Below are 19,889 nucleotides of genomic sequence, written 5' to 3'. Positions count from 1 at the left end.
AGTCGGGAGGCAGTGCCACCGGCACTGTAGGGGGTGCCGGTGGCCTCAGGGTGCCAGCGCGGAGAAAACACTGTCAACGCCCCCGTGCGAGCATCCCGGGCGACCATCACCCGAAGTGGGGGTTAATCGAGATCTGCTCAGTTTGCACGAAACTGCCGATCAAGACGTTTTTCAGCCCGAGTGGTGGGCGAACTCCGGACCCCCCGGACTGGGGCGTCCCGGCGCGACACCCAGAACACGGTCGAGGTACGGATTGGCGAACATGCCCGCGGGGTCGAGCCTGTCGCGGAGTGCCACGAAGTCATCGAAGCGGGGGTACATCGTCGCGAGTTCCGCGGCATCCAGGTCGTGCATCTTGCCCCAGTGCGGGCGGCCGTCGTGCGCGCGCATGATCGCCTCGACCGCGTTGAAGTAAGGGCGCTGGTCCTCTCGGTAGTAGCGGTGCACGGCGATGTAGCCCGTGTCGCGACCGGATGCCGTCGACAGCCAGAGGTCGTCGGCTGCGGCGGAGCGCACCTCGAGGGGGAACGACACCCGCCAGTCCTCACGGTCGATGAGCTGTCGGACCTCACGCATGGCCGATGGCACGGCTTCCCTCGGCAGGGCGTACTCCATCTCCCGGAAGCGCACGGTGCGGTTGGTGACGAACACCGAGGGGGCGGCATCCGTGAAGTCCCGATTGCCCGAGAACCTCTCGGCCAGGCGGGCCGTTGCGGGCACTGTTCCCGGGAAGGCGGTGCCGAGGGCGCAGAGCATCCTGTAGGCGCCGTTCGCGACGAGCTCGTCGTCCACGAAGCGCGAGAACCTGCCGAGAGGCTGCAACGGCGCGTCGGCCGGCAGTCGGGTGTTCGTCTTGGTGAGGGCCGTCGCCGTGTGCGGGAACCAGTAGAACTCGAAGTGATCGGCGGCATGGCTGCGCTCGAGGTAGTCCTCGAGCACGCCCTCGAGCGGCTCGGGACGCTCGACGGCCTGGAGTGCGAAGGCCGGGACGAGCTGCAGGGTCACATCGACGACGACGCCCAGGGCTCCGAGTCCGAGAGCAGCGGCACCGAGCAGTTCCGGGTTCTCGGTCTCGCTGATGCGGAGAAGCTCCCCGGATGCCGTCACGAGGGTGAGCGCGCGGATCTGCGTGGCGATGCCGCCGAAGCGTCCGCCCGTGCCGTGCGTGCCCGTCGACGTCGCACCCAGGATCGACTGCCTGTCGATGTCGCCCATGTTCGTCAGACCCAGGCCGTAGGGAGCGAGCAGGCGTGGCAGCTGGTGCAGCCGCGTGCCTGCCGCGAATGTCACGCGCTGGCGCTCGGCATCGACGTCGATGATTCCGCTGAGGTCCGTGAGGTCGAGCTGCACACCGGGCGCCACGGCGATGCCGGTGAAGGAGTGGCCGGCTCCGACGGGCTTCAGGCGCATGCCCGTGCGCGCCGCAGCCTCGACGGCGCGCTGCACGGCTCCCGTCGTCGCGGGTCGCTCGACCCGTGCCGGACGCACGGACTCCGTCCGTGCCCAGTTGCGCCAGACGGCGCCTGTCGCGCTCACAGGAAGGCCTTCCCTTCTCCACGATAGGTGGGGGTGGTGCCCACGACGGTGTCACCGTCGACGAGGACGTAGTCGTTCAGGTGCTCGGCGAGCTCTCCCGACTTGGTGTGGCGCATCCAGACCCTGTCGCCGGGACGGAGCGTGCGGGCGGCGCGTCCGGTGACCGGGGTCTGCACCTCGCCGGCCGACTCGCGCGGCGCCATCGAGAGTCCGGCCGGCCAGACGATCTTCGGCAGGCGATCGGGTGCCGGCGGGCCGGAGGCTATCCAACCTCCGCCGAGGATCGTCGCCGTGTCCGGAGCGGGGCGCCGCACGATCGACATGGCGAACGATGCCGCCGGGGCGGGCGTGAAACGGCTGTAGTTGTCGAACAGGTGACCGCCGAAGATGCCGCTGCCTGCTCCGATCTCGGTGACCGAGCCGTCGTCGTGCGTCGACTCGAGCGAGCCCGTGCCGCCGCCGTTGACGAACTCGAGGTCGGCGACGCGCCGCACCGCCGCCACAGCCGACGCGCGCCGGGCGTGCAGCTCCTCGATGGACTGCGACTGCATCCAGCGCTTCACGGCTCCGTCGAGCGGTTTGCCGACCGGCTTGTCCCCGACCCCGGCGATCTGCGCCTCGTAGGCCATCATGCCGACGAGGGTGAAGCCGGCGCGACCTTCGATGTACTGCGCGAGCGAGGCAGCGGCATCCGCGTCGTGCACGGGCGAGCGCAGCACGCCGATGTGCCCGAGCACTGCGGAGTTCCACGATGCGTCGAGTTCGAGGCAGACGCGGATGTCCTCCCGCAGGGCCGGGGGCAGCACGGCGTCGACGACGTCGAGCTGCGCAGGCGAATCGACCATGATCGTCACGCGGGCAGCCAGTTCGGGGGAGGTGGCGAGGCGACGGATGGCCGCACGATCGACTGTGGGGTAGCCGACGACGACGTCGTCGACGGTCTCGGCCAGCCAGAGCGCCTCGGCGAGCGTGTAACCGAGCACTCCCCTGTATCCGGGGAGCTGCAGCAGTTCCTCGATGACGCTGCGCACCCTGATGGACTTGCTCGCCACGCGAATGGGCGTGCCCCCGGCCCGGCGCAGCATGTCGTGGGCGTTGTGCCGCAAGGCGTCCAGGCTCAGCACACCGAACGGCGGGTCGAGTTCTGCGGTGGCGCGGTCGAGGCTCGACCAGAACGGCCCGGTCTCCAGCCACGGCTGAGCCTCGGGGATGCGGTCGAGGCCGAGCAGGGTCGCGCTCGGTGCGGCAGCGGCAGCTGCAGCTGCGGCTGCGGCGTTGGCGGCGGCCATCAGCGCACGCTCTTCACGCGCGTGACCGCGACGGCGCCGAGGGCCGCGCAGACGGCGGCCACGAGGAACAGTCCCGTGAAGCCGCCCATCATGGCGACGAGGCCGGCTCCGATGAGCGGCGCGATGGCCTGGGGGACGGCCGAGGCGATGTTCATGATTCCGAGGTCCTTTCCGCGGTGCTCGGGGTCGGGGAGCACCTGGGTGGCGAGAGCCTGATCGACAGAGAGGAAGCATCCGTAGCCCAGACCGAGGAGACCGGCCGCGACCATGGCGACGGTGAAGTCGGGGAAGAAGGCCAGAAGCACCGCGGCGACGGCCTGCAGCACCGAGGCGACGATGACGAAGAGCTTGCGGCGGGCGAGCTTGTCGGACAGCCGACCGAGCACGAGGGCCGCCAGGATGACGAACACCATGTACACCGCGGTGAGCATGAGCAGGTCGTCCTCGGCGTCCTCCCGCTTCAGGCCGAACATGAGGAAGTAGAGCAGCAGCGTGGTTCCGAAGGCGTTGCCGAAGTTCACCAGGATGCGTCCGAGCAGGGTCCAGCCGAAGTCGGGGTGCTCCCGCGGACTGATCCAGAGGCTGCCGACGACCCCCCGGGCGCTCACACGTTCCCGCTGCTCGACGGCGAGGACGGCATCCGGTCGCATCAGGAAGGGGACGGTGAAGACGAGAAGCAGCACGGCGACCAGGGTGTAGCCGGCGAACACGCCGAGGGCGAGCAGTGTGACCAGCAGGATGCCGAGGATGGTGCCGACGGCCTGCGGGGCCGAGAGCCAGCCCGATACGTAGCCGCGCTGATCGACGGGAACGCGGTCGGAGATGGTGGCGGTGAGCGCTGCCGTCATGACGCAGAAGCCCGAAAGCGCCAGCACCCAGAAGATGCCGATGCCCACCATGCTGTGCTGCAGGCCGAGCAGCACCAGCGAGACGGCGAAGCCCAGCGCTCCCCCGGCGATCCACGGCCGCCGCCGTCCGAAGCGCGACGTCGTGCGGTCGGAAAGGGCGCCGGTGAGCGGGTAGACGATCACGGCGAAGAGGCCGGCGATGCCTGAGATGATGCCGAACGCGACGACGCTGTCGATCCAGTTCTGCGGATGCAGTTCCTCATCGATCTGCTGCGGGAGGAGCAGCTGGATGGGCGTGAGTTGCGCCATCCAGATGCCGAGCCAGGCCGCACCGAACGCCGCGATCCAGGCGCCGGTCACCCGCTGGGTGGGTTCGCTGAAGACGGCCGGTTGCGCTGTCGAGGTCGTGGTCATCGTGTGTGCGCCATTCCTGCGACCAGTGCGGCCGCATTGTCGATGAGCTGGCGGGCGGCCGTATCGTCACGGTCCACGAGCCACGCCAGTGTGAGACCGTCGGTGAGGGCGACCAGAAGGCGCGCGACCTCGTCGACGGGGCGTGTCCATTCGCTGCCGGTGTGCTCGGCGGCGAAAGTCAGTGCTGCAGCGGCGAGGGCGTGGTAGCCCTCGTACTGCTGACGGGCGAGGTGCTGCATGTCGGGGGTGCGGAGCGCGTACAGGGCGAGCTCATTGACGGCCTGCTCGCGCTCTGGATCGGCACGCAGCAGGTCGAAGTACCGCTGCAGGCCGGCGCGGGCGACGACCTCGAGGGAGCCGATCTCGATGCCGTCGGGAAGGATGGCTCCGCGTTCCTCGGCGATGACCCAGCGCACGACCTCGGCCATGAGCTCGTCATGGGAGGTGAAGGCGTAGTGGAAGCTGGCGAGCGACATCCCGGCCTCGGCGACGATCGCCCGGGTGGTCGCGGCTGATACTCCCCCACGCCCGATGACCTGCACCGCAGCCAGCACGAGCGCGACGCGGCGCTCTGATGCGGGGATGCGGGGCATGGCGACTCCTCACACGACAACGGGCAACAAGTGGGACGATCGACCCACTGGAGGCGATGACTCAGTATGCACCATGACGACGGATGCGCACGCACGTGTCGGGTGCGTCGTGATCGGGTCGTGATTACGAGCTCAGAACAGCTCGTCGACCCGCGCGACCCGCACGACGCCGGCCACGGCCTCCGCCAGCGCTGCATCCAGCGTCACGAACGCGTCGGCCTGCAGTTGCGTGACGGCGATGTACTCGGCCGTGTAGGTGTCGGCCCAGCCCAGTTCCTCCGCGATGCGCCACGCGTTCGCCTGGAGCACGCGGTCGCCGAGCAGCCGCATCCGCAGCCCGCGCAGGTGATCGAGTCTGGCTGACGCGTCCTTCCGGCTGAGTTCCCCTCGTGCGACGGCTTCGTACAGGAGGGTGAGCACCTGCGACCGCAGGAGGGCCGGCGCGACCAGCTGATGCTCGGGCGAGGGGACGGCACGCTCGGCGGCGAGGTGGAGGGCGACATCCGGTCCGGTCACGAAACGTGTCATGGGTGGCATCCTGACACGCACGCACTCTGGGCGCATCCGGTGCGCAGCAGGGGCGAACGGTGCTCCCGCAGGGACTCGAACCCTGACTGAAGCGATTTTAAGTCGCCTGCCTCTGCCGATTGGGCTACGGGAGCTGGTGGTGTTCCGAAGTTCAACCTACAAGAAGCGCCCCGCCCGTCCTTCGATACGACGAAGGACGGGACGGGGCGACTCGTGTGGTGACTGCTACTTCGCGGCTGCCGGCTCGACGGTTGCCGCGGGCTCGACGGATGCCGTCGAATCGACAGCAGGCTCGGCGACCTCGCCGGCCGGAGCCGCCGGGACGACCTTGGCGGCAGCGGGCTTGCGCTTGACCGGGGCCTTCTTGGCGGGAGCAGCGACGGGGGCCGCAGCCTCGACGGGTGCTGCAACTGCCGGGGGCTTCGGACGAGCGGCGAACTCCTCGAACACGGCGCGGGGGTGCTGCACTGCCTCGATGGCGGCGATGTCGCGGCCGAGGAAGAAGTTGGCGACCCAGCCACCGACGACGCGGAGCTTGCGCTCCCAACTCGGCATGGCGAGACCGTGGTAGCCACGGTGAGCGATCCAGGCCGGGAAGCCCTTGATCGCGAGCTTGCCCGACTGGAACACGCCGATGCCGATGCCGAGACCGGCGACGGCACCGAGGTTCTTGTGCTTGTACTCCGCGGGGCCCTCGCCGCGAAGCACGGCGACGAGGTTCTTCGCGAGCAGCTTGCCCTGGCGAACTGCGTGCTGGGCGTTCGGCACGCAGTATCCGCCTACGCCGCCGCCGGAGAGGTCGGGCACCGCCGAGACGTCGCCGGCGCCCCAGGCGCCCTCGATCCACTCGTCCTCGGTTCCGACGCGGAGGTCGGCGCGCACCTTGAGGCGGCCGCGCTCCTCGATCGGGAGGTCGGTGTTGCGCACGATGGTGGGGTTGGCCATGACGCCGGCGGTCCAGACGATGAGGTCGGACTCGAACGACTCACCGGTGGAGAGCTCGATCTTGCCGTCGACGGCGCTGGCGAGCTGCGTGTCGAGGTGGATCTGCGCACCGCGCTGGTCGAGGTTCTTGATCACCCAGTAGCTGGTCTCGAGCGACACCTCGGGCATGATGCGTCCCATGGCCTCGATGAGGTGGAAGTGGGTGTCCTCGAAGGAGATCGTGGGGTACTTCGGGATGAGGGCGCTCGCGAGCGAACGCAGCTCGGCGAAGATCTCGATGCCGGCGAAGCCTCCGCCGACCACGGTGAAGGTGAGCAGGCGGTCGCGCTCGGGGCCGGCCGGGAGCATCGACGCCTTGTCGAAGTTGGTCAGCACGCGCTGGTGGATCGCGGCGGCCTCCTCGATCGTCTTCAGGCCGATCGCATTGTCTGCGATGCCCGGGATCGGGAAGGTGCGCGAGACGGCACCGGCGGTGACCACGACGATGTCGTAGTCGAGCTGGTACGGCTCGCCCGCGATGGGCTCGATCGTGACCTGCTTGTCGGCGTGGTTGATGTTGGTGACCTTGGCCGCGAGGATCGTCGTCTTCTTGAGGTGACGACGGTGGGAGACCACAGCGTGCCGGGGCTCGATGGAGCCTGCAGCCACCTCGGGGAGGAACGGCTGGTACGTCATGTAGGGCAGCGGGTCGACGATCGTGACCTCGGCCTCGCCCTTGCGCAGCTGCTTCTCGAGTTTCCAGGCGGTGTAGAACCCGGCGTAGCCTCCGCCGACGATCAGAATTCTGGGCACAGTGGAACGGTCTCCTACATGATCACGTTGGTGCGGACCGTCACTGTTTTCGCAACGACCGCTTGATATGCCGTGTGGCGCCGATGCCCAGCAGCACAGCAAGACTACCAAACCCTGCGAGCACGGCGAACGGCACGGTCAGATAGCGCAGTGTCCACGACGTGGTCATGAACGACTGCTCGTCGGCCTCGACCTCGGGAGCCGGGTCGGGCACCGGGGTCGTCGGCGTGAGGGTGGGCGCGGTCGTCTCCTCGGCGGGGGGCTGGGCCCGACGGTGGATGCGGATCCAGTCGGTGAGCTGCTCCTCCGGACTCGTGGTCGCCGGTTCGACGATCGCCGTGAGAGCCGCGGATGCGTTGATGAGGCCGTTGCCGTAGATGGGGCTCGGCACGTCATGGCCGTTCGGGTCGGCGGTGGCGATCACGCGGTTGATCGCATCCGCCGCACTCAGATCGGGGTAGGCGCTGCGCACGAGGGCGAGCAGGCCGGACACGAGCGGTGTGGCCCCGCTGGTGCCGTTCCAGGCCACGTACCCGCCGCCGGGAACCACGCCGACGAGCTCCTCACTGGGGGCTGCGACCGAGATGACGATGCCCTGCGACGAGGCGTCGAAGCTGGCCTCTTTGTTGCGGTCGACGCCGGCGACCACCACGACGCCGGGAATGGTGGCTGGGGCTCCGACCTGCGACGTGCCTCCGGCGCGATTGCCCGCGGCCGCCACCACGATGACGTCGTGCTGGAACGCGTAGAGGAAGGCATCGTCCCAGCTCTGCGGCCAGTCGAGCGTGTTGCGCGTGAGCGACATGTTGATGACCGAGGCGCCGTTGTCGACCGCCCAGCGCACGGCCTCGGCGATCTGGTCGTCCGTCGACACCTTCGACTTGCTGTCGCTGCCGAAGGCGACGGAGACGCTCAGCAGTTGCGCCTCTGGAGCGACTCCGAGCACGCCGTTGCCCTCTCCCGTGCCGCGGCCCGCGAGCAGCGAGGCCACTTGGGTACCGTGCGAGTCGTCGTCGCCGACGGGCTTCTGCCCGTTCGCGGACCCGATGCCTGAGACATCAGTTCCCCCGACGACGACGCCTTTCAGCTCAGCGACAGAGCCGTCGATGCCGGTGTCGATGACGGCAACCTTCACCCCGGCGCCCTTGCTCGTGGTCCACGCCTGGGTGAAGCCGTAGTCGTTCAACCAGTACTCGAGGTCGCGCACGGGGTCGGCGTGAGCCGCTGTCGCGTCGAGTGCGATGGGGCTCGCTCCGAGGAGGGCCACTGCGACGATCAGCGCCCCCGCCGTCGTGCGCCTCAATCGTCGTCTCACTCGTCGCCGATCTCGTCGATTCCGGGGTAGTCGACGCACGCGCACACAGAGGGGCTCCACACCGACTGGGCGAGGGCGAGGTCGCCGATGGGGTTCACCCCGGGGCCCGCCGCGAGAGCGTGTCCGGCCAGGGCGTGCAGGCACTTGACCCGCTCGGGCATGCCGCCGGCCGAGAAGTTCGCGATCTCGGGAACGACGAGGATCGATTCCCGGTCGGACAGGTAGGAGGCGTGCGCCTTCTCGTAGGCGGCCTTCACTTCGGCATCCTCGGCCAGGAGGTCCTGGAACTCGACCATGACGTGCGCTGCCTCGAGGTAGGACATGGCAGCGGTGGCTGCAGGATGCGACAGGTAGTACAGCGTGGGGAACGGCGTGCCGTCATCCAGCCGCGGCGCTGTCGCGACCACTGTCGGTGCACCGCACACGCACCGTGCGGCGACGCCGATGACGCTGCGGACGGGACGGCCGAGCTGGGCCGAGAGGATGGCGATGTCGCGCTTCGACGGCGGGTCGAACGGCGGCGTGGTCATTTCGTGGATCCTTCCGGGGCGACGGGCGCGAGACCCGCGGCCATCGTCGACGCGAACAGGGACTGCATCCAGTCGGACTTCGTGGCCTGAACCTCGGTGGATACAGGGGCCGGCTCGGCTGCTGCGGATGCGGGCAGGTCGTTGATGACGAGGAAGCTGACCTCCCCCGGCATGACGTAGGCGAGGCGCTCCCGTGCCTGGGTGGTGATGAAGGTCTTGTCGTTCCAGCGCTCCCGCTCGGCCGTGAGCGAGTCGACCTCGCTCTTCTCGGCGGCGACGGCCTGCTGCAGCGCTGCGATCTGCTGGCGCTGCGTCACCCACGACTGCGCTGTTGGAGCGAGCACGACGACGGCGAGCACCGCCAGCCCCATCATGATGAGCGAGAAGCCCGAGAAACGCAGGCCGCGCATCCAGCCGCCCGCCGCCGATTCACGGCGGAGGGCGACTGGAATGCGCGTCGACTGCTGGTTCAGAGTTCCGTCAGGAGAGGTCGGCACGTGCCCCTCCTCCGTTCGTCGGCTCAGACCGTGAAGCGGGGGAACGCGCTGCGTCCGGCGTAGACGGCGGCGTCGCCCAGCTCCTCTTCGATCCTCAGAAGCTGATTGTACTTAGCGACGCGCTCGCTTCGGGCAGGCGCTCCGGTCTTGATCTGGCCGCAGTCCGTCGCGACGGCGAGGTCGGCGATCGTGGTGTCCTCGGTCTCCCCGGAACGGTGCGACAGGATGGCCGTGTAGCCGGCGCGCTGGGCCAGGGAGACGGCGTCGAGGGTCTCGGTCAGGGTGCCGATCTGGTTCACCTTCACGAGGATCGAGTTGCCGGTCTTGAGCTGGAGGCCCTTGGCGAGACGCTCGGGGTTGGTGACGAAGAGGTCGTCTCCGACGATCTGGACCTTGTGGCCGAGCTGCTCGGTGAGGTGGGCCCATCCGGCCCAGTCCTCCTCCTCCAGCGGGTCCTCGATGGAGACGAGCGGGTAGGCCTCGACGAGTTCGGCGTAGTAGGCGACGATCTCCTCGGCCGAGAGCTGCTTGCCCTCGAAGTGGTAGGCGCCGTCCTTGAAGAACTCGGTGGCTGCGCAGTCGAGTGCGAGGGCGATGTCCTTGCCGGGAACGTAGCCGGCGATCTTGATGGCTTCGACGATGAGGTCGAGGGCCGCACGGTTGCTGGGCAGGTTGGGGGCGAAGCCGCCCTCGTCGCCGAGGCCCGTCGCCAGGCCCTTCGACTTCAGCAGGCCCTTGAGGGCGTGGTAGGTCTCGACGCCCCAGCGCAGACCCTCGCTGAAGGACTCGGCACCGAGTGGAACGATCATGAACTCCTGGATGTCCACGTCGTTGTCGGCGTGCGATCCGCCGTTGATGATGTTCATGAGCGGAACGGGCAGGGTGTGCGCGTTCGGGCCGCCGAGGTAGCGGAACAGCGGCAGGTCGAGCGAGTCGGCGGAGGCCTTCGCGACGGCGAGGCTCGCGCCGAGGAGCGCGTTGGCACCCAGACGGCTCTTGTTCTCGGTGCCGTCGAGGGCGATGAGGGCGGCGTCGATGAGGCGCTGCTCTGTGGACTCCATGTCCTCGATCTCGTCGGAGATCTCGCCGATCACGGCGTCGACGGCCTTGAGCACGCCCTTGCCGCCGTAGCGGGCCTTGTCGCCGTCGCGCAGTTCGTACGCCTCGAAGGCGCCCGTGGAGGCACCGGAAGGAACGCCGGCGCGAGCCACCGTGCCGTCGTCCAGCAGAACCTCGACCTCAACGGTCGGGTTGCCACGGGAATCAAGAATTTCGCGAGCGCCTACAGCCTCGATGAGAGCCACAACTATCTCCTTTGGAACCGGGTGTGTTTTGAACGAGAACGCCGTTGTTCCTCGCTGGTCAGTCTAGGGCGCGGCCCGGGAGGCCCGCGAGTTGCCCACTTCCGCTGGTGACGCCCCGCCCGCTCTGGCGGAAGTGGGCGACTCGGTCAGCCGAGCGGCTTGAACTCGAGAGCGGCGGCATCCGTCTCGCCTGAAGCGACGAAGGCGTATCGGGTGAACCCGTCGGCCTCGGCGCGCTCGAGCAGCGCGCGCACGTTCTTACTGCGCTTGGCCAGTCGCACGCGGGCACCGGATGCGACGAGTGAGCCCTTGAGCGCCACCAGGGCGGCCGGCTCGGCCTCCTTGTCGTGCACGAGCAGCACGGCGTCGGCACGGCCGGCCACGTCGGTGTCGAGCAGGTCGACGATGCGCTCGAAGCCGATCGAGAAGCCGCAGGCGGGAACATCCGTGCCGAGGAAGCGGCCGATCATCCCGTCGTAGCGCCCTCCCCCACCGAGCGAGTAGGTGAGCTCGGGGTGCGAGATCTCGAAGATGGTGCCCGTGTAGTAGCCCATGCCTCGCACCAGGGTGGGATCGAAGTCGAGTTCGATGCCCGTGACGGCGTCGCGGATGGCCTGGAGCTCGGCGTAGACCTCGAGGTCGAGCCAGGCGGGAGGTGGCACAGTTCCGTCGTGCAGGTGCCAGCCTGCGTTCTCGATCGACGCGAGGCTGTCTGCGACCCCGTCGGTCGCGATTCCCAGCGATCCGAGCTCGTCGACCACGCCCGTGACCCCGATCTTGTCGAGCTTGTCGATCGTGATGAGGGCGCGCTCGTGCTGCTCGGCCGGAACGCTCCAGGTCTCGAGCAGGCGGGTCAGGATGCGGCGGTCGTTGATGCGGATGCGGCATCCGTCGAGCCCGAGGGCTCCGATCGCCGCGGCCGTGGCCGAGATCAGCTCGATCTCCGCGAGTGCACCGGCCTCGCCGATGATGTCGATGTCGCACTGCAGGAACTGGCGGAAGCGGCCCTTCTGAGGGCGCTCGGCGCGCCAGACCGGAGCGATTTGGATGGCACGGAAGACGGCGGGGAGGTCTGCCCGGTGGCTGGCGTAGAAGCGGGCCAGCGGCACGGTGAGGTCGAAGCGCAGCCCGAGGTCGGCGAGGCCGAGGGCGTCGTCGGCCTCTGCGGCCGCGGCGAGCATCTCGGTGGTGATCCCCCGGCGCATCACGGCGAATGCGAGCTTCTCGTTGTCGCCGCCGAGGCCGGAGTGCAGGTAGGCGGCGTCCTCCATGACCGGCGTCTCGATCTCGTCGAAGCCGTGCTGGGCGTAGGCGCCGCGGATGACTCCGAGGGCGTGCTCGCGGCGGGCCTTGTCGGCCGGGAGGAAGTCGCGCATGCCGCGGGGCGGGGTCACAGTCTGAGCCATGCCTCCATTCTTCCAGTTCGCGGCGATGGCCCGGTGCTGCCGGATGCCGTTCCTAGAGCGCCCCTCCGGCAGCCGCCGGCGCATCGGCGTCGAGGCCGCCGTCTCCGATGGCCTCGCGGGCGACGAAGTTCTCGAGGTCGAACAGGTTGCCCCCGGCACGCTGTGCGACTGTCAGCAGGGTCGACATGGAGGCGACCTCCTCGACCTGCTCCTTGAGGAACCAGAGCATCGCCTGCTCGCTGAGGGCATCGCCGTCGGCACGCGCCGCGCGGAACAGCGCCTCGATCTGCGCGGTGACCTGCTGCTCCTGGGCGAGTGCCAGGGCGATCGGCTCCACGACGGAGGCGAACGTCGTCTGCGGTGCGTCGACGCCGGGGATCACGACGCCCAGGTCTCGGTCGAGGCGATACTGCACCAGCATCATGGCGTGGTTGCGCTCCTCGAGCGACTGGCGGTAGAAGTGGCGCGCGAGCTGCGGGAGGTCGTGGTTGTCGAACCAGACGGCGATCGCGATGTACTGCTGCGACGCCGAGAACTCGTTGCCGATCTGGGCCGTCAGGAGGTCGTTGAAGCTCTGCTCAGTCATGGCTCCGACGTTAGCGGCGGCGTCCGGCCCGCCGCTAGGCAGGACAGGCTGCCCTGAGCCGGTGGTGCGCCTGAGTGGCTAGAGCGCCTCGGCTGCCACGGCCGCTGCCTCGGCAGCACGCACGTCGTCTCCGAGCGAACGGATGGCGGCCCGCAGCGCACGCTCGGGGTCGAGGTCCTTCGCGCGGGCGTTGGCGACGAGGGCGAGCAGGTGGGCGCCGAGGGCTGCTTCGTCGTCGAGTTCGACCGTCGCCTCGAGAGCGGCATCTGTGCGTTCCACACCGACCTTCTCGGCCTTGCCGAGGGTCTTGTCGGCGAGCGCGAGCGCGGGCATCCCCAGCGGAACCCCGTCGAGCACGCTGGTGCGGTGCGGCTTCTCCTCGGCCTTGAGCTCGTCCCAGAAGGCGACGACGTCGTCGGCCGTCGACGCCTCGCGATCGCCGAAGACATGCGGATGCCGCCCGATCATCTTGGCGTTCATGTGGGCGGCGACATCCTGGATGTCGAAGTCCTCCCCGGCAGTGTGCGCGGCGATGTCGGCGTGGAACAGCACCTGGTAGAGCACGTCGCCGAGCTCCTCGATCATCTCGGAGCGGTCGCCGGCCTCGATCGCATCGATGAGCTCATGGCTCTCCTCGACGAGGTAGCGCACGAGGGACTCATGGGTCTGGTCGGCATCCCACGGGCATCCGCCGGGCGCGCGCAGCAGGGCGACTGTGGCGATGAGGCCGTCGAGTTCGCTGGTCATGCCTTCATGGTAGGCGGCGGCTCGACCCCCGACGAGCGCCGTCGTTAGACTGACCGCGGTGCGCCGGGAAGTCTGGTCGGCGGGCGGCGGCGCCGCTCTGAGCGCAGAACGCGACCCTCGAGGAGACCGGGCGATGACCATCCAGCACACCGATGCAGTCCGTACGTCGCCGTTGCGGTCCGAGAGGGTTGCGGCCGGCCTTCTGCTGATCGCCGCGATCGCGGGACTCGTCATCGCGAACACGGCGGTAGGCCCCGCCCTGTTGGCCTTCATGGGCGACCACCTCACGATCATCGCGCTCGACTTCGACATCTCGGTGTCTCACATCGTCAGCGACGGGCTGTTGGCGGTGTTCTTCTTCATCGTCGCGGTCGAGCTTCGTCGAGAACTCGTGATCGGTGAGCTGAACTCGCTCTCCAAGGCGGCTCTGCCGGCCATCGCAGCCATCGGCGGTGTGCTGGTTCCGGCTCTGGTGTTCATCTCGTTCACCGCCGGCACAGATGTCGTCGACGGGTGGCCGATCCCGACGGCGACTGACATCGCCTTCGCCCTCGGCGTGCTCGCGATCTTCGGCTCGGCACTGCCGACCCGCGTGCGCGTGTTCCTCATGGCTCTCGCCGTGCTCGACGACCTGGTGGCGATCCTCATCATCGCCTTCTTCTTCACCTCCGATGTCAGGTTCGCCTCGATCGGATTCGCTGCCATCGCCATCACCGTCTTCGGCGCCCTGAGCCGTCTGCTCCGCGCGCGATCGCCATGGGTACTCGCTCGCCGGGCCCAGTGGCCGATCATCACGGTGATGATCGTGCTGGCGGCGCTGGCCTGGTACTTCACCTACCAGTCGGGCGTGCACGCCACCATCGCCGGTGTCGCCCTCGGCTTCGTGATCAGCCGCCGACCGGGTGGCCGCGCCGTGCACGCGCTCGAACCGTGGTCGAACGGCGTGATCCTGCCGATCTTCGCCTTCTCGGCCGCGCTCGTGATGATCCCCGACGTCTCGCTGAGCGAGCTCAGTCCGGCATTCTGGGGCATCCTCGTCGCCCTCCCCGTCGGGAAGCTCATCGGAATCACGGTCGGCGGCCTCGTGGGCGGCTTGATCTTCCGCAGGCAATCCGGCGCACTGAAGCTTCCCGACCTGGTGGCCGTCGCCGCTCTCGGCGGCATCGGCTTCACAGTCTCGCTCCTCATGAACGAACTGGCATTCCGCGGCAACCGGGAGGTCGCCGACGAAGGCGTGCTCGCCGTGCTGCTCGGTTCAGCGGTGGCCATAGCCTTCTCCGCCGTCGCTGTCAGCCTGCGCGCTCGGCACTATCGGCGCCTGCGGCGGGCGCACTCTCGGCAACCGGAGCCGGGAAGATCGCCGTCAGCAACTGCGTGACCCACGAGATGAGCTCGGCGTCCTCCAATGGCTGTCCGTGCTTGTCCGGAAGCGGCACCGACAGTACGCCGGTCTGGGTGAAGTAGCGCGAGCCCGGGTACATTCGCTGCAGACGCACCTGGATCGAGTCCGGCAACGTGCCGGGACCCACGCGAAGGTTCGAGCCCATGGCGACGACCTCGCCGAGGCTCGCCCGCTGGGCCTGCCGACGGAGTCGTGACACGGCGATGAGCGTGAGCACGGCTTGTGGCGGCTCGCCGTAGCGGTCGGTGAGCTCCTCGAGCACGCTGTCGATCTGGCCGTCCTTGGCGGCAGGAGAACTCGCCGTGGAGAGCTTCTGGTACGCCTCGAGCCGCAGCCGCTCACTGTCGACGTAGTCCTCGGGGATGTGCGCGTCGACGGGCAGCTCCAACCGAAGCTCGGTCTGGCCCTCGGCGACGTCTCCGCGGAAGGTCGAGACGGCCTCGCCGATCATGCGCAGGTAGAGATCGAAGCCGACCCCGGCGATGTGCCCGGCCTGCTCGCCACCGAGCAGGTTGCCGGCTCCGCGGATCTCGAGGTCCTTCAGGGCCACCTGCATGCCCGAGCCGAGTTCGTTGTTGGCCGCGATGGTCGAGAGCCTGTCGTGGGCGGTCTCGCTGAGAGGCGTGTTCTCGTCGTAGAGGAAGTAGGCGTAGGCGCGCTCGCGACCACGACCCACACGACCCCGTAGCTGGTGCAGCTGGCTGAGGCCGTACTTGTCGGCCCGGTCGATGATGATCGTGTTCGCATTGGCGATGTCGAGGCCGGTCTCGATGATCGTGGTCGAGACGAGCACGTCGAACTTGCGCTCCCAGAAGTCCACGACGATCTGCTCGAGCACGGTCTCGGGGAGCTTGCCGTGAGCCACCGCGATGCGGGCCTCGGGCACGAGCTCGGCCAGCTGGGCCGCCACGCGGTTGATGCTCGACACCCTGTTGTGCACGAAGAACACCTGGCCCTCGCGCAGCATCTCGCGACGGATGGCCGCAGTCACCTGCTTCTCGGAGTATGGACCGACGAAGGTGAGGATCGGATGCCGGTCCTCGGGCGCAGTGGCCAGCGTCGACATCTCCCTGATGCCGGTGACCGCCATCTCCAGCGTGCGTGGAATCGGTGTCGCACTCATGGCGAGGAAGTCGACGTTGGTGCGCAGCTTCTTGAGCTTGTCCTTGTGCTCGACGCCGAAGCGCTGCTCCTCGTCGATGATCACGAGCCCGAGGTCCTTGAAGATGACGCCGTCGGCGAGCAGGCGATGGGTTCCGATCACGACGTCGACCGTGCCGTCGGTCAGTCCGGCGAGGGTCTCGCGCGCCTCCTTGTCGCTCTGGAAGCGGCTGAGGGCCTTGAGGTGCACGGGGAAGCCGGCGAAGCGCTCCTGGAAGGTCTCGACGTGCTGCTTCACGAGCAGCGTCGTGGGCACCAGCATCGCGACCTGCTTGCCGTCCTGCACTGCCTTGAAGGCCGCGCGCACGGCCACCTCGGTCTTGCCGAAGCCCACGTCGCCCGAGAGCAGGCGGTCCATCGGGATGGGCCGCTCCATGTCGGCCTTCACCTCGTCGATGGTCTGCAGCTGGTCGGGCGTCTCGGCGTAGGGGAAGGCCTCCTCGAGCTCGCGCTGCCACGGGGTGTCGGGCCCGAAGGCATGCCCGCGCGACGCCATGCGCGCAGAGTAGAGCTTCACCAGTTCGACGGCGATGTCGCGAACCGCCCTGCGTGCCTTGCTCTTGGCGTTCGACCAGTCGCTGCCGCCCATCTTCGACAGCGATGGCGCCTCTCCTCCCACGTAGCGGGTGAGCAGGTCGAGCTGGTCGGTGGGCACGAAGAGCTTGTCGGCCGGCTGTCCACGCTTCGACGACGCGTACTCCAGCACCAGGTACTCGCGCACGATCGTCGGCTGCTGGGCGATGCCCGCAGTGCGGCTGGGCCCCGTCGGGCGAGCGCCGGATGCCACGGTGCGCTGGGTCATGTCGACGAAGCGGCCGATGCCGTGGGTCTGGTGCACGACGTAGTCGCCCGGCTTCAGCTGCAGCGGGTCGACGACGTTCTTGCGCCGACTCGCGAGCTTCTTGATCTGGCGCGAGTCGTAGCCGGCGGTGCGGCCGTAGAACTCGCCCTCGCTGAGCACGCCGATCTTCGCCGACGGAACCTCGAAGCCGCGGGAGACCCCGGCCTGCAGCAGGTAGGCGACGCCGGGTTCGGGGTTCTCGGGGAACTCCTCGGCGACCCGGCCGGCGAAACCGCGGTCTGCCAGCACGTCGCGGGCACGCTCGACGAGGCCGTGTCCGGCGGCGACGATGGCCATCGACCAGCCGTCGGAGAGTCGCGCACCGACATGCTCGAGGGCACCCTCGACGTTCCCGGCGAAGCTGGGCACGGCGTCTGCAGCCACCCGGATGTAGTCGAACAGCTCGGCGTCGCCGGCATCGAACGCGGAGAAGGTCCACCAGGGGTGATCGGACGCCTTCTGCCCGGGTGCGGAGAAGCGCACGGAGTCGCGCAGGTCGGCCAGGGACAGGAAGTCGCCGGAGTCCAGGTCGATCGGGGCCTCGGCGCCGGCGGTCGCGGCGCTCCAGGCCGCCGCCAGGAACTCGCGGTTCGTCTCGGCGAGACTCTGCGCTCGACCGCTCACGCGTTCCGGCCCGACCACGGCGACGACGGCGTCGGCAGGCAGGTAATGGGTCACGGGCACCAGGCGGTCGACGAGCGCCGGGGCCAGGGACTCCATGCCCTCGACGGGGATTCCCTCGGCGATCTTCTCCAGCATCTGCGAGAGGCTCGGGAACTCGTGCCGCATCTCGCGGGCACGCTGGCGCACCGAGTCGCTGAGAAGCATCTCGCGACTGGGCATGAGGCTGACGGATGCCACGGGCTCGGGAAGCGACCGCTGGTCGGCCACAGAGAAGGCACGGAGCTGGTCGATCTCGTCTCCGAAGAAGTCGACGCGATAGGCGTGGTCGGCCACGGGAGGGAAGACGTCGAGGATGCCGCCGCGCACGGCGAACTCCCCGCGACGCGTCACCATGTCGACGCGTGTGTAGGCGAGGTCGACGAGTTCGCCGGCGAGGGCGGAGAGGTCGTAGCCTCTGCCTCCTTGGGCGAGCACGACGGCGGGCCGGTCGGCCAGGTTGTCGGCGATGGGCTGCAGCGCTGCACGCACTGAGGCGACGACGATGAGCGGGGCGCGCTTTGCGGCATCCGCCTCGCTCCACTCCCTCAGCGTGCGCAGGGCCTCGATGCGGCGGCCGACGATCTCGGCGCTGGGGCTGAGGCGCTCGTGCGGGAGCGTCTCCCACGCGGGGAAGTCGAGCACGGTGGCACCGGGGGCATAGGCTGCGATGCTCGCCTCGAGCGCCTCGGCCTCACGGCTCGTCGCCGTGATCACGAAGGCGGCCTGAGCGCCGCGCTCGGTGGCGCGACGATCGAGGAGGCCGGCGAGGAGCGGAGCGTTCAGCCCCTCGGGGAGCGAGAAGTCGGCGTCGCGGTTCGCGTGCGCGAGGGCCGATTCGATGGTGGAGGCGCGCTCGAGCGCGGTCAACAAGCCCTGGAGCATCACCGTACGAGTCTACGGCCGCCCACCGACACACCCGTCGCACCCACCCCCCAGACGGGCATCACCCGGATGGGCATCACCCGATCTGGGAGGCGCAGAGCTGCGATGCCCTTCCCTAGGGTCGAAATACGCCGGAGTCCCCTACGACGAAGGCGGAACGTCAGTCGTCGTAGTACACGCAGTACCCTCGCAGAGTCCCGGCTCCCTCGGAGCCGGGACTCACTGCGTCGGGCCGTGTCTTCGGCGTCGGGCCTCAGGCCGGCGAGTGGAAGCGCAGCTGGGCCGAGGCGAGGCCGTCGGTGACGATGTGCTCTGCTGCGTCGGCGGCATCCGCCAGCAGATTCGGAAGCACCTTCTTCTCGGTCGACGAGAAGTCGTGCAGCACGAAGTCGGCGGCGTCCTGCCGACCGGGCGGGCGCCCGACGCCGACTCGCACGCGGGTGAAGTCGGGGGTGCCGATGGCGGAGATGATGTCACGCAGGCCGTTGTGGCCGCCGTGGCCGCCTCCCTGCTTGAGCTTGACGGTGTCGAACGGCACGTCGAGCTCATCGTGGATCACGATGAGCCGTGAGGCGTCGAGCGAGTAGAACTTCAGCAGGGCGGCGATGGGCTTGCCCGAGAGGTTCATGAAGGTTCCGGGCTTCGCGAGGATGAGCTTCGGACCGCCGGGTCGGAGGCGCCCCTCGGCGACGAGGGCGTTCGCCTTGTGCGTCTTGAACGACGCCGAGATGCGGCTCGCGAGCTCGTCGAGCACCATCTGCCCGACATTGTGCCTGTTGCCGGAGTAGCCGGGCCCGGGATTCCCGAGCCCGGCTACGAGCCAGGTGTTCTCGTCCACGTCGTGAACGTTCTGTCGTGAACGGAAGAGACCGAGAATGACTACTCGGCAGCCTCGGCTGCGGCAGCGGCCTCGGCGTCAGCCTCTTCCTCTTCCACACCCTCGCCACGACCGGCAGCGGGCACGTGCACGTTGATGACGAGCGTCTCGGGATCGCTGATGAGCGAGGAGCCCTGGGGCAGCTCGACGTCCTTCGCGAAGATCTGGGCGCCCTCTTCGAGGCCCTCGATGTCGACGACGACGTTCTCGGGGATGTGGGTCGCCTCGGCCTCGACCAGGAGGGTCTTGGCGTCGAGGTCGGCGATGGTGCCGGAGAAGCTCTCACCGGTCACGTGCACGGGAACCTCGATCTGGACCTTCTCACCCTTGCGGATGACGATGAGGTCGAGGTGCTCGATGATCTGGCGAACCGGGTCCTTCTGCACGTCCTTGACGAGCACGAGCTCGGTCTTGCCGTCGATGTCGAGCTCGAGCAGGGCGTTGGCCTTGCGGAGGATGAGTCCGATCTGGTGGGCGGGCAGTGTCACGTGGCGGGGGTCGGAACCGTGGCCGTAGATGACGGCCGGGATCTTGCCGACGGCGCGGATCTTGCGGGCTGCGCCCTTGCCGAAGGACTCGCGAACCTCGGCGACAACCTTGTTGTCATCACTCATGATGTATCTCCTTGCGGGCTCGTGGCCCAGATCAGTGGTCTGTGTGTTCAACTCGAACGCATGTCAGCGTGAGGAAAAGCCAGGGGAAGCCGCATCCGCCGCGTCGATAACGGATGCCG

General features: G+C 68.6%; 17 protein-coding genes and 1 tRNA gene. 1 reads left to right on the top strand and 17 read right to left on the bottom strand.

Annotation, left to right across the window (positions count from 1 at the left end):
* Positions 1-171: 171 nt before the first annotated feature.
* The 14 genes from AADV74_RS01900 to AADV74_RS01835 form a co-directional block, all read right to left on the bottom strand.
* Entirely contained in the window at positions 172-1,536 is a 1,365-nt protein-coding gene (locus tag AADV74_RS01900) for a D-arabinono-1,4-lactone oxidase (protein WP_342111270.1), read from the bottom strand.
* Positions 1,533-2,825: an amino acid deaminase/aldolase gene (locus AADV74_RS01895; protein ID WP_342111268.1), complete on the bottom strand. Its 1,293-nt coding sequence runs from the start codon at positions 2,823-2,825 to the stop codon at positions 1,533-1,535. The genes AADV74_RS01900 and AADV74_RS01895 overlap by 4 nt, the downstream gene beginning before the upstream one ends.
* On the bottom strand, positions 2,825-4,087 hold the full coding sequence (locus AADV74_RS01890) for an MFS transporter (RefSeq protein ID WP_342111267.1): 1,263 nt from the start codon (positions 4,085-4,087) through the stop codon (positions 2,825-2,827). The genes AADV74_RS01895 and AADV74_RS01890 overlap by 1 nt, the downstream gene beginning before the upstream one ends.
* Positions 4,084-4,680: a TetR/AcrR family transcriptional regulator gene (locus AADV74_RS01885; RefSeq protein ID WP_342111265.1), complete on the bottom strand. Its 597-nt coding sequence runs from the start codon at positions 4,678-4,680 to the stop codon at positions 4,084-4,086. The genes AADV74_RS01890 and AADV74_RS01885 overlap by 4 nt, the downstream gene beginning before the upstream one ends.
* A gap of 132 nt (positions 4,681-4,812) precedes the next feature.
* Positions 4,813-5,208, bottom strand: a complete 396-nt coding sequence (locus AADV74_RS01880) for a type II toxin-antitoxin system VapC family toxin (protein WP_342111263.1) — start codon at positions 5,206-5,208, stop codon at positions 4,813-4,815.
* A gap of 60 nt (positions 5,209-5,268) precedes the next feature.
* Positions 5,269-5,342 (bottom strand) — tRNA-Leu (locus AADV74_RS01875).
* Between the two features lie 91 nt (positions 5,343-5,433).
* The gene (locus AADV74_RS01870; protein ID WP_342111260.1) at positions 5,434-6,945 is read right to left on the bottom strand and encodes an NAD(P)/FAD-dependent oxidoreductase; all 1,512 of its coding nucleotides are present in this window, start codon (positions 6,943-6,945) and stop codon (positions 5,434-5,436) included.
* A gap of 40 nt (positions 6,946-6,985) precedes the next feature.
* Positions 6,986-8,260 (bottom strand): S8 family peptidase, encoded by a 1,275-nt coding sequence (locus tag AADV74_RS01865; protein ID WP_342111258.1) that lies wholly within the window; start codon positions 8,258-8,260, stop codon positions 6,986-6,988.
* Positions 8,257-8,790, bottom strand: a complete 534-nt coding sequence (locus AADV74_RS01860; RefSeq protein WP_342111255.1) for a DUF501 domain-containing protein — start codon at positions 8,788-8,790, stop codon at positions 8,257-8,259. Before AADV74_RS01860 ends, AADV74_RS01865 begins: the two co-directional genes overlap by 4 nt.
* Positions 8,787-9,287, bottom strand: a complete 501-nt coding sequence (locus tag AADV74_RS01855) for an FtsB family cell division protein (RefSeq protein WP_342111253.1) — start codon at positions 9,285-9,287, stop codon at positions 8,787-8,789. The genes AADV74_RS01860 and AADV74_RS01855 overlap by 4 nt, the downstream gene beginning before the upstream one ends.
* Before the next feature lie 23 nt (positions 9,288-9,310).
* Positions 9,311-10,591, bottom strand: coding sequence for a phosphopyruvate hydratase (gene eno / locus AADV74_RS01850; protein WP_342111251.1), 1,281 nt, complete (start codon positions 10,589-10,591; stop codon positions 9,311-9,313).
* Between the two features lie 146 nt (positions 10,592-10,737).
* A complete protein-coding gene (gene hisS, locus AADV74_RS01845) occupies positions 10,738-11,997 on the bottom strand; it encodes a histidine--tRNA ligase (protein ID WP_342111249.1) in 1,260 nt (419 codons plus the stop codon).
* 52 nt (positions 11,998-12,049) lie between these two features.
* Positions 12,050-12,583, bottom strand: a complete 534-nt coding sequence (locus tag AADV74_RS01840) for a ferritin (protein WP_342111248.1) — start codon at positions 12,581-12,583, stop codon at positions 12,050-12,052.
* Positions 12,584-12,661: 78 nt separating this feature from the next.
* Complete coding sequence (locus AADV74_RS01835; RefSeq protein ID WP_342111246.1) at positions 12,662-13,330, bottom strand: MazG family protein; 669 nt, start codon at positions 13,328-13,330, stop codon at positions 12,662-12,664.
* A 133-nt stretch (positions 13,331-13,463) separates the two neighbouring features.
* Here AADV74_RS01835 and AADV74_RS01830 point away from each other — a divergent pair, with 133 nt between their 5' ends.
* Entirely contained in the window at positions 13,464-14,708 is a 1,245-nt protein-coding gene (locus AADV74_RS01830) for a Na+/H+ antiporter NhaA (RefSeq protein ID WP_342111244.1), read from the top strand.
* On the opposite strand, the gene mfd is transcribed toward AADV74_RS01830, so the two are convergent.
* The 3 genes from mfd to AADV74_RS01815 all read right to left on the bottom strand — a co-directional run bounded on the left by mfd (position 14,620) and on the right by AADV74_RS01815 (position 19,770).
* Positions 14,620-18,282 carry a transcription-repair coupling factor gene (gene mfd / locus AADV74_RS01825; RefSeq protein WP_342111242.1) on the bottom strand — a complete coding sequence of 1,221 codons (3,663 nt, stop codon included), beginning with the start codon at positions 18,280-18,282 and terminating at the stop codon, positions 14,620-14,622. The genes AADV74_RS01830 and mfd overlap by 89 nt on opposite strands.
* Before the next feature lie 250 nt (positions 18,283-18,532).
* The gene (gene pth / locus AADV74_RS01820) at positions 18,533-19,117 is read right to left on the bottom strand and encodes an aminoacyl-tRNA hydrolase (protein WP_342111241.1); all 585 of its coding nucleotides are present in this window, start codon (positions 19,115-19,117) and stop codon (positions 18,533-18,535) included.
* A gap of 41 nt (positions 19,118-19,158) precedes the next feature.
* A complete protein-coding gene (locus AADV74_RS01815; protein WP_342111239.1) occupies positions 19,159-19,770 on the bottom strand; it encodes a 50S ribosomal protein L25/general stress protein Ctc in 612 nt (203 codons plus the stop codon).
* Positions 19,771-19,889 lie beyond the last annotated feature (119 nt).

The sequence above is a fragment of the Leifsonia stereocauli genome, assembly GCF_038432415.1.
In the GTDB taxonomy this organism is placed as follows: domain Bacteria; phylum Actinomycetota; class Actinomycetes; order Actinomycetales; family Microbacteriaceae; genus Orlajensenia; species Orlajensenia stereocauli.
Note: the sequence above shows the minus strand (reverse complement) of the source record. Positions and strands in the feature narration are given on the sequence as shown.

Coding starts and splice junctions, on each gene's coding strand:
- AADV74_RS01895 (WP_342111268.1), bottom strand. CDS start 2,825: ATGGCCGCCGCCAACGCCGCAGCCGCAGCTGCAGCTGCCGCTGCCGCA.
- AADV74_RS01890 (WP_342111267.1), bottom strand. CDS start 4,087: ATGACCACGACCTCGACAGCGCAACCGGCCGTCTTCAGCGAACCCACC.
- AADV74_RS01885 (WP_342111265.1), bottom strand. CDS start 4,680: ATGCCCCGCATCCCCGCATCAGAGCGCCGCGTCGCGCTCGTGCTGGCT.
- AADV74_RS01880 (WP_342111263.1), bottom strand. CDS start 5,208: ATGACACGTTTCGTGACCGGACCGGATGTCGCCCTCCACCTCGCCGCC.
- AADV74_RS01860 (WP_342111255.1), bottom strand. CDS start 8,790: ATGACCACGCCGCCGTTCGACCCGCCGTCGAAGCGCGACATCGCCATC.
- hisS (WP_342111249.1), bottom strand. CDS start 11,997: ATGGCTCAGACTGTGACCCCGCCCCGCGGCATGCGCGACTTCCTCCCG.
- AADV74_RS01840 (WP_342111248.1), bottom strand. CDS start 12,583: ATGACTGAGCAGAGCTTCAACGACCTCCTGACGGCCCAGATCGGCAAC.
- AADV74_RS01835 (WP_342111246.1), bottom strand. CDS start 13,330: ATGACCAGCGAACTCGACGGCCTCATCGCCACAGTCGCCCTGCTGCGC.
- AADV74_RS01830 (WP_342111244.1), top strand. CDS start 13,464: ATGACCATCCAGCACACCGATGCAGTCCGTACGTCGCCGTTGCGGTCC.
- AADV74_RS01815 (WP_342111239.1), bottom strand. CDS start 19,770: ATGAGTGATGACAACAAGGTTGTCGCCGAGGTTCGCGAGTCCTTCGGC.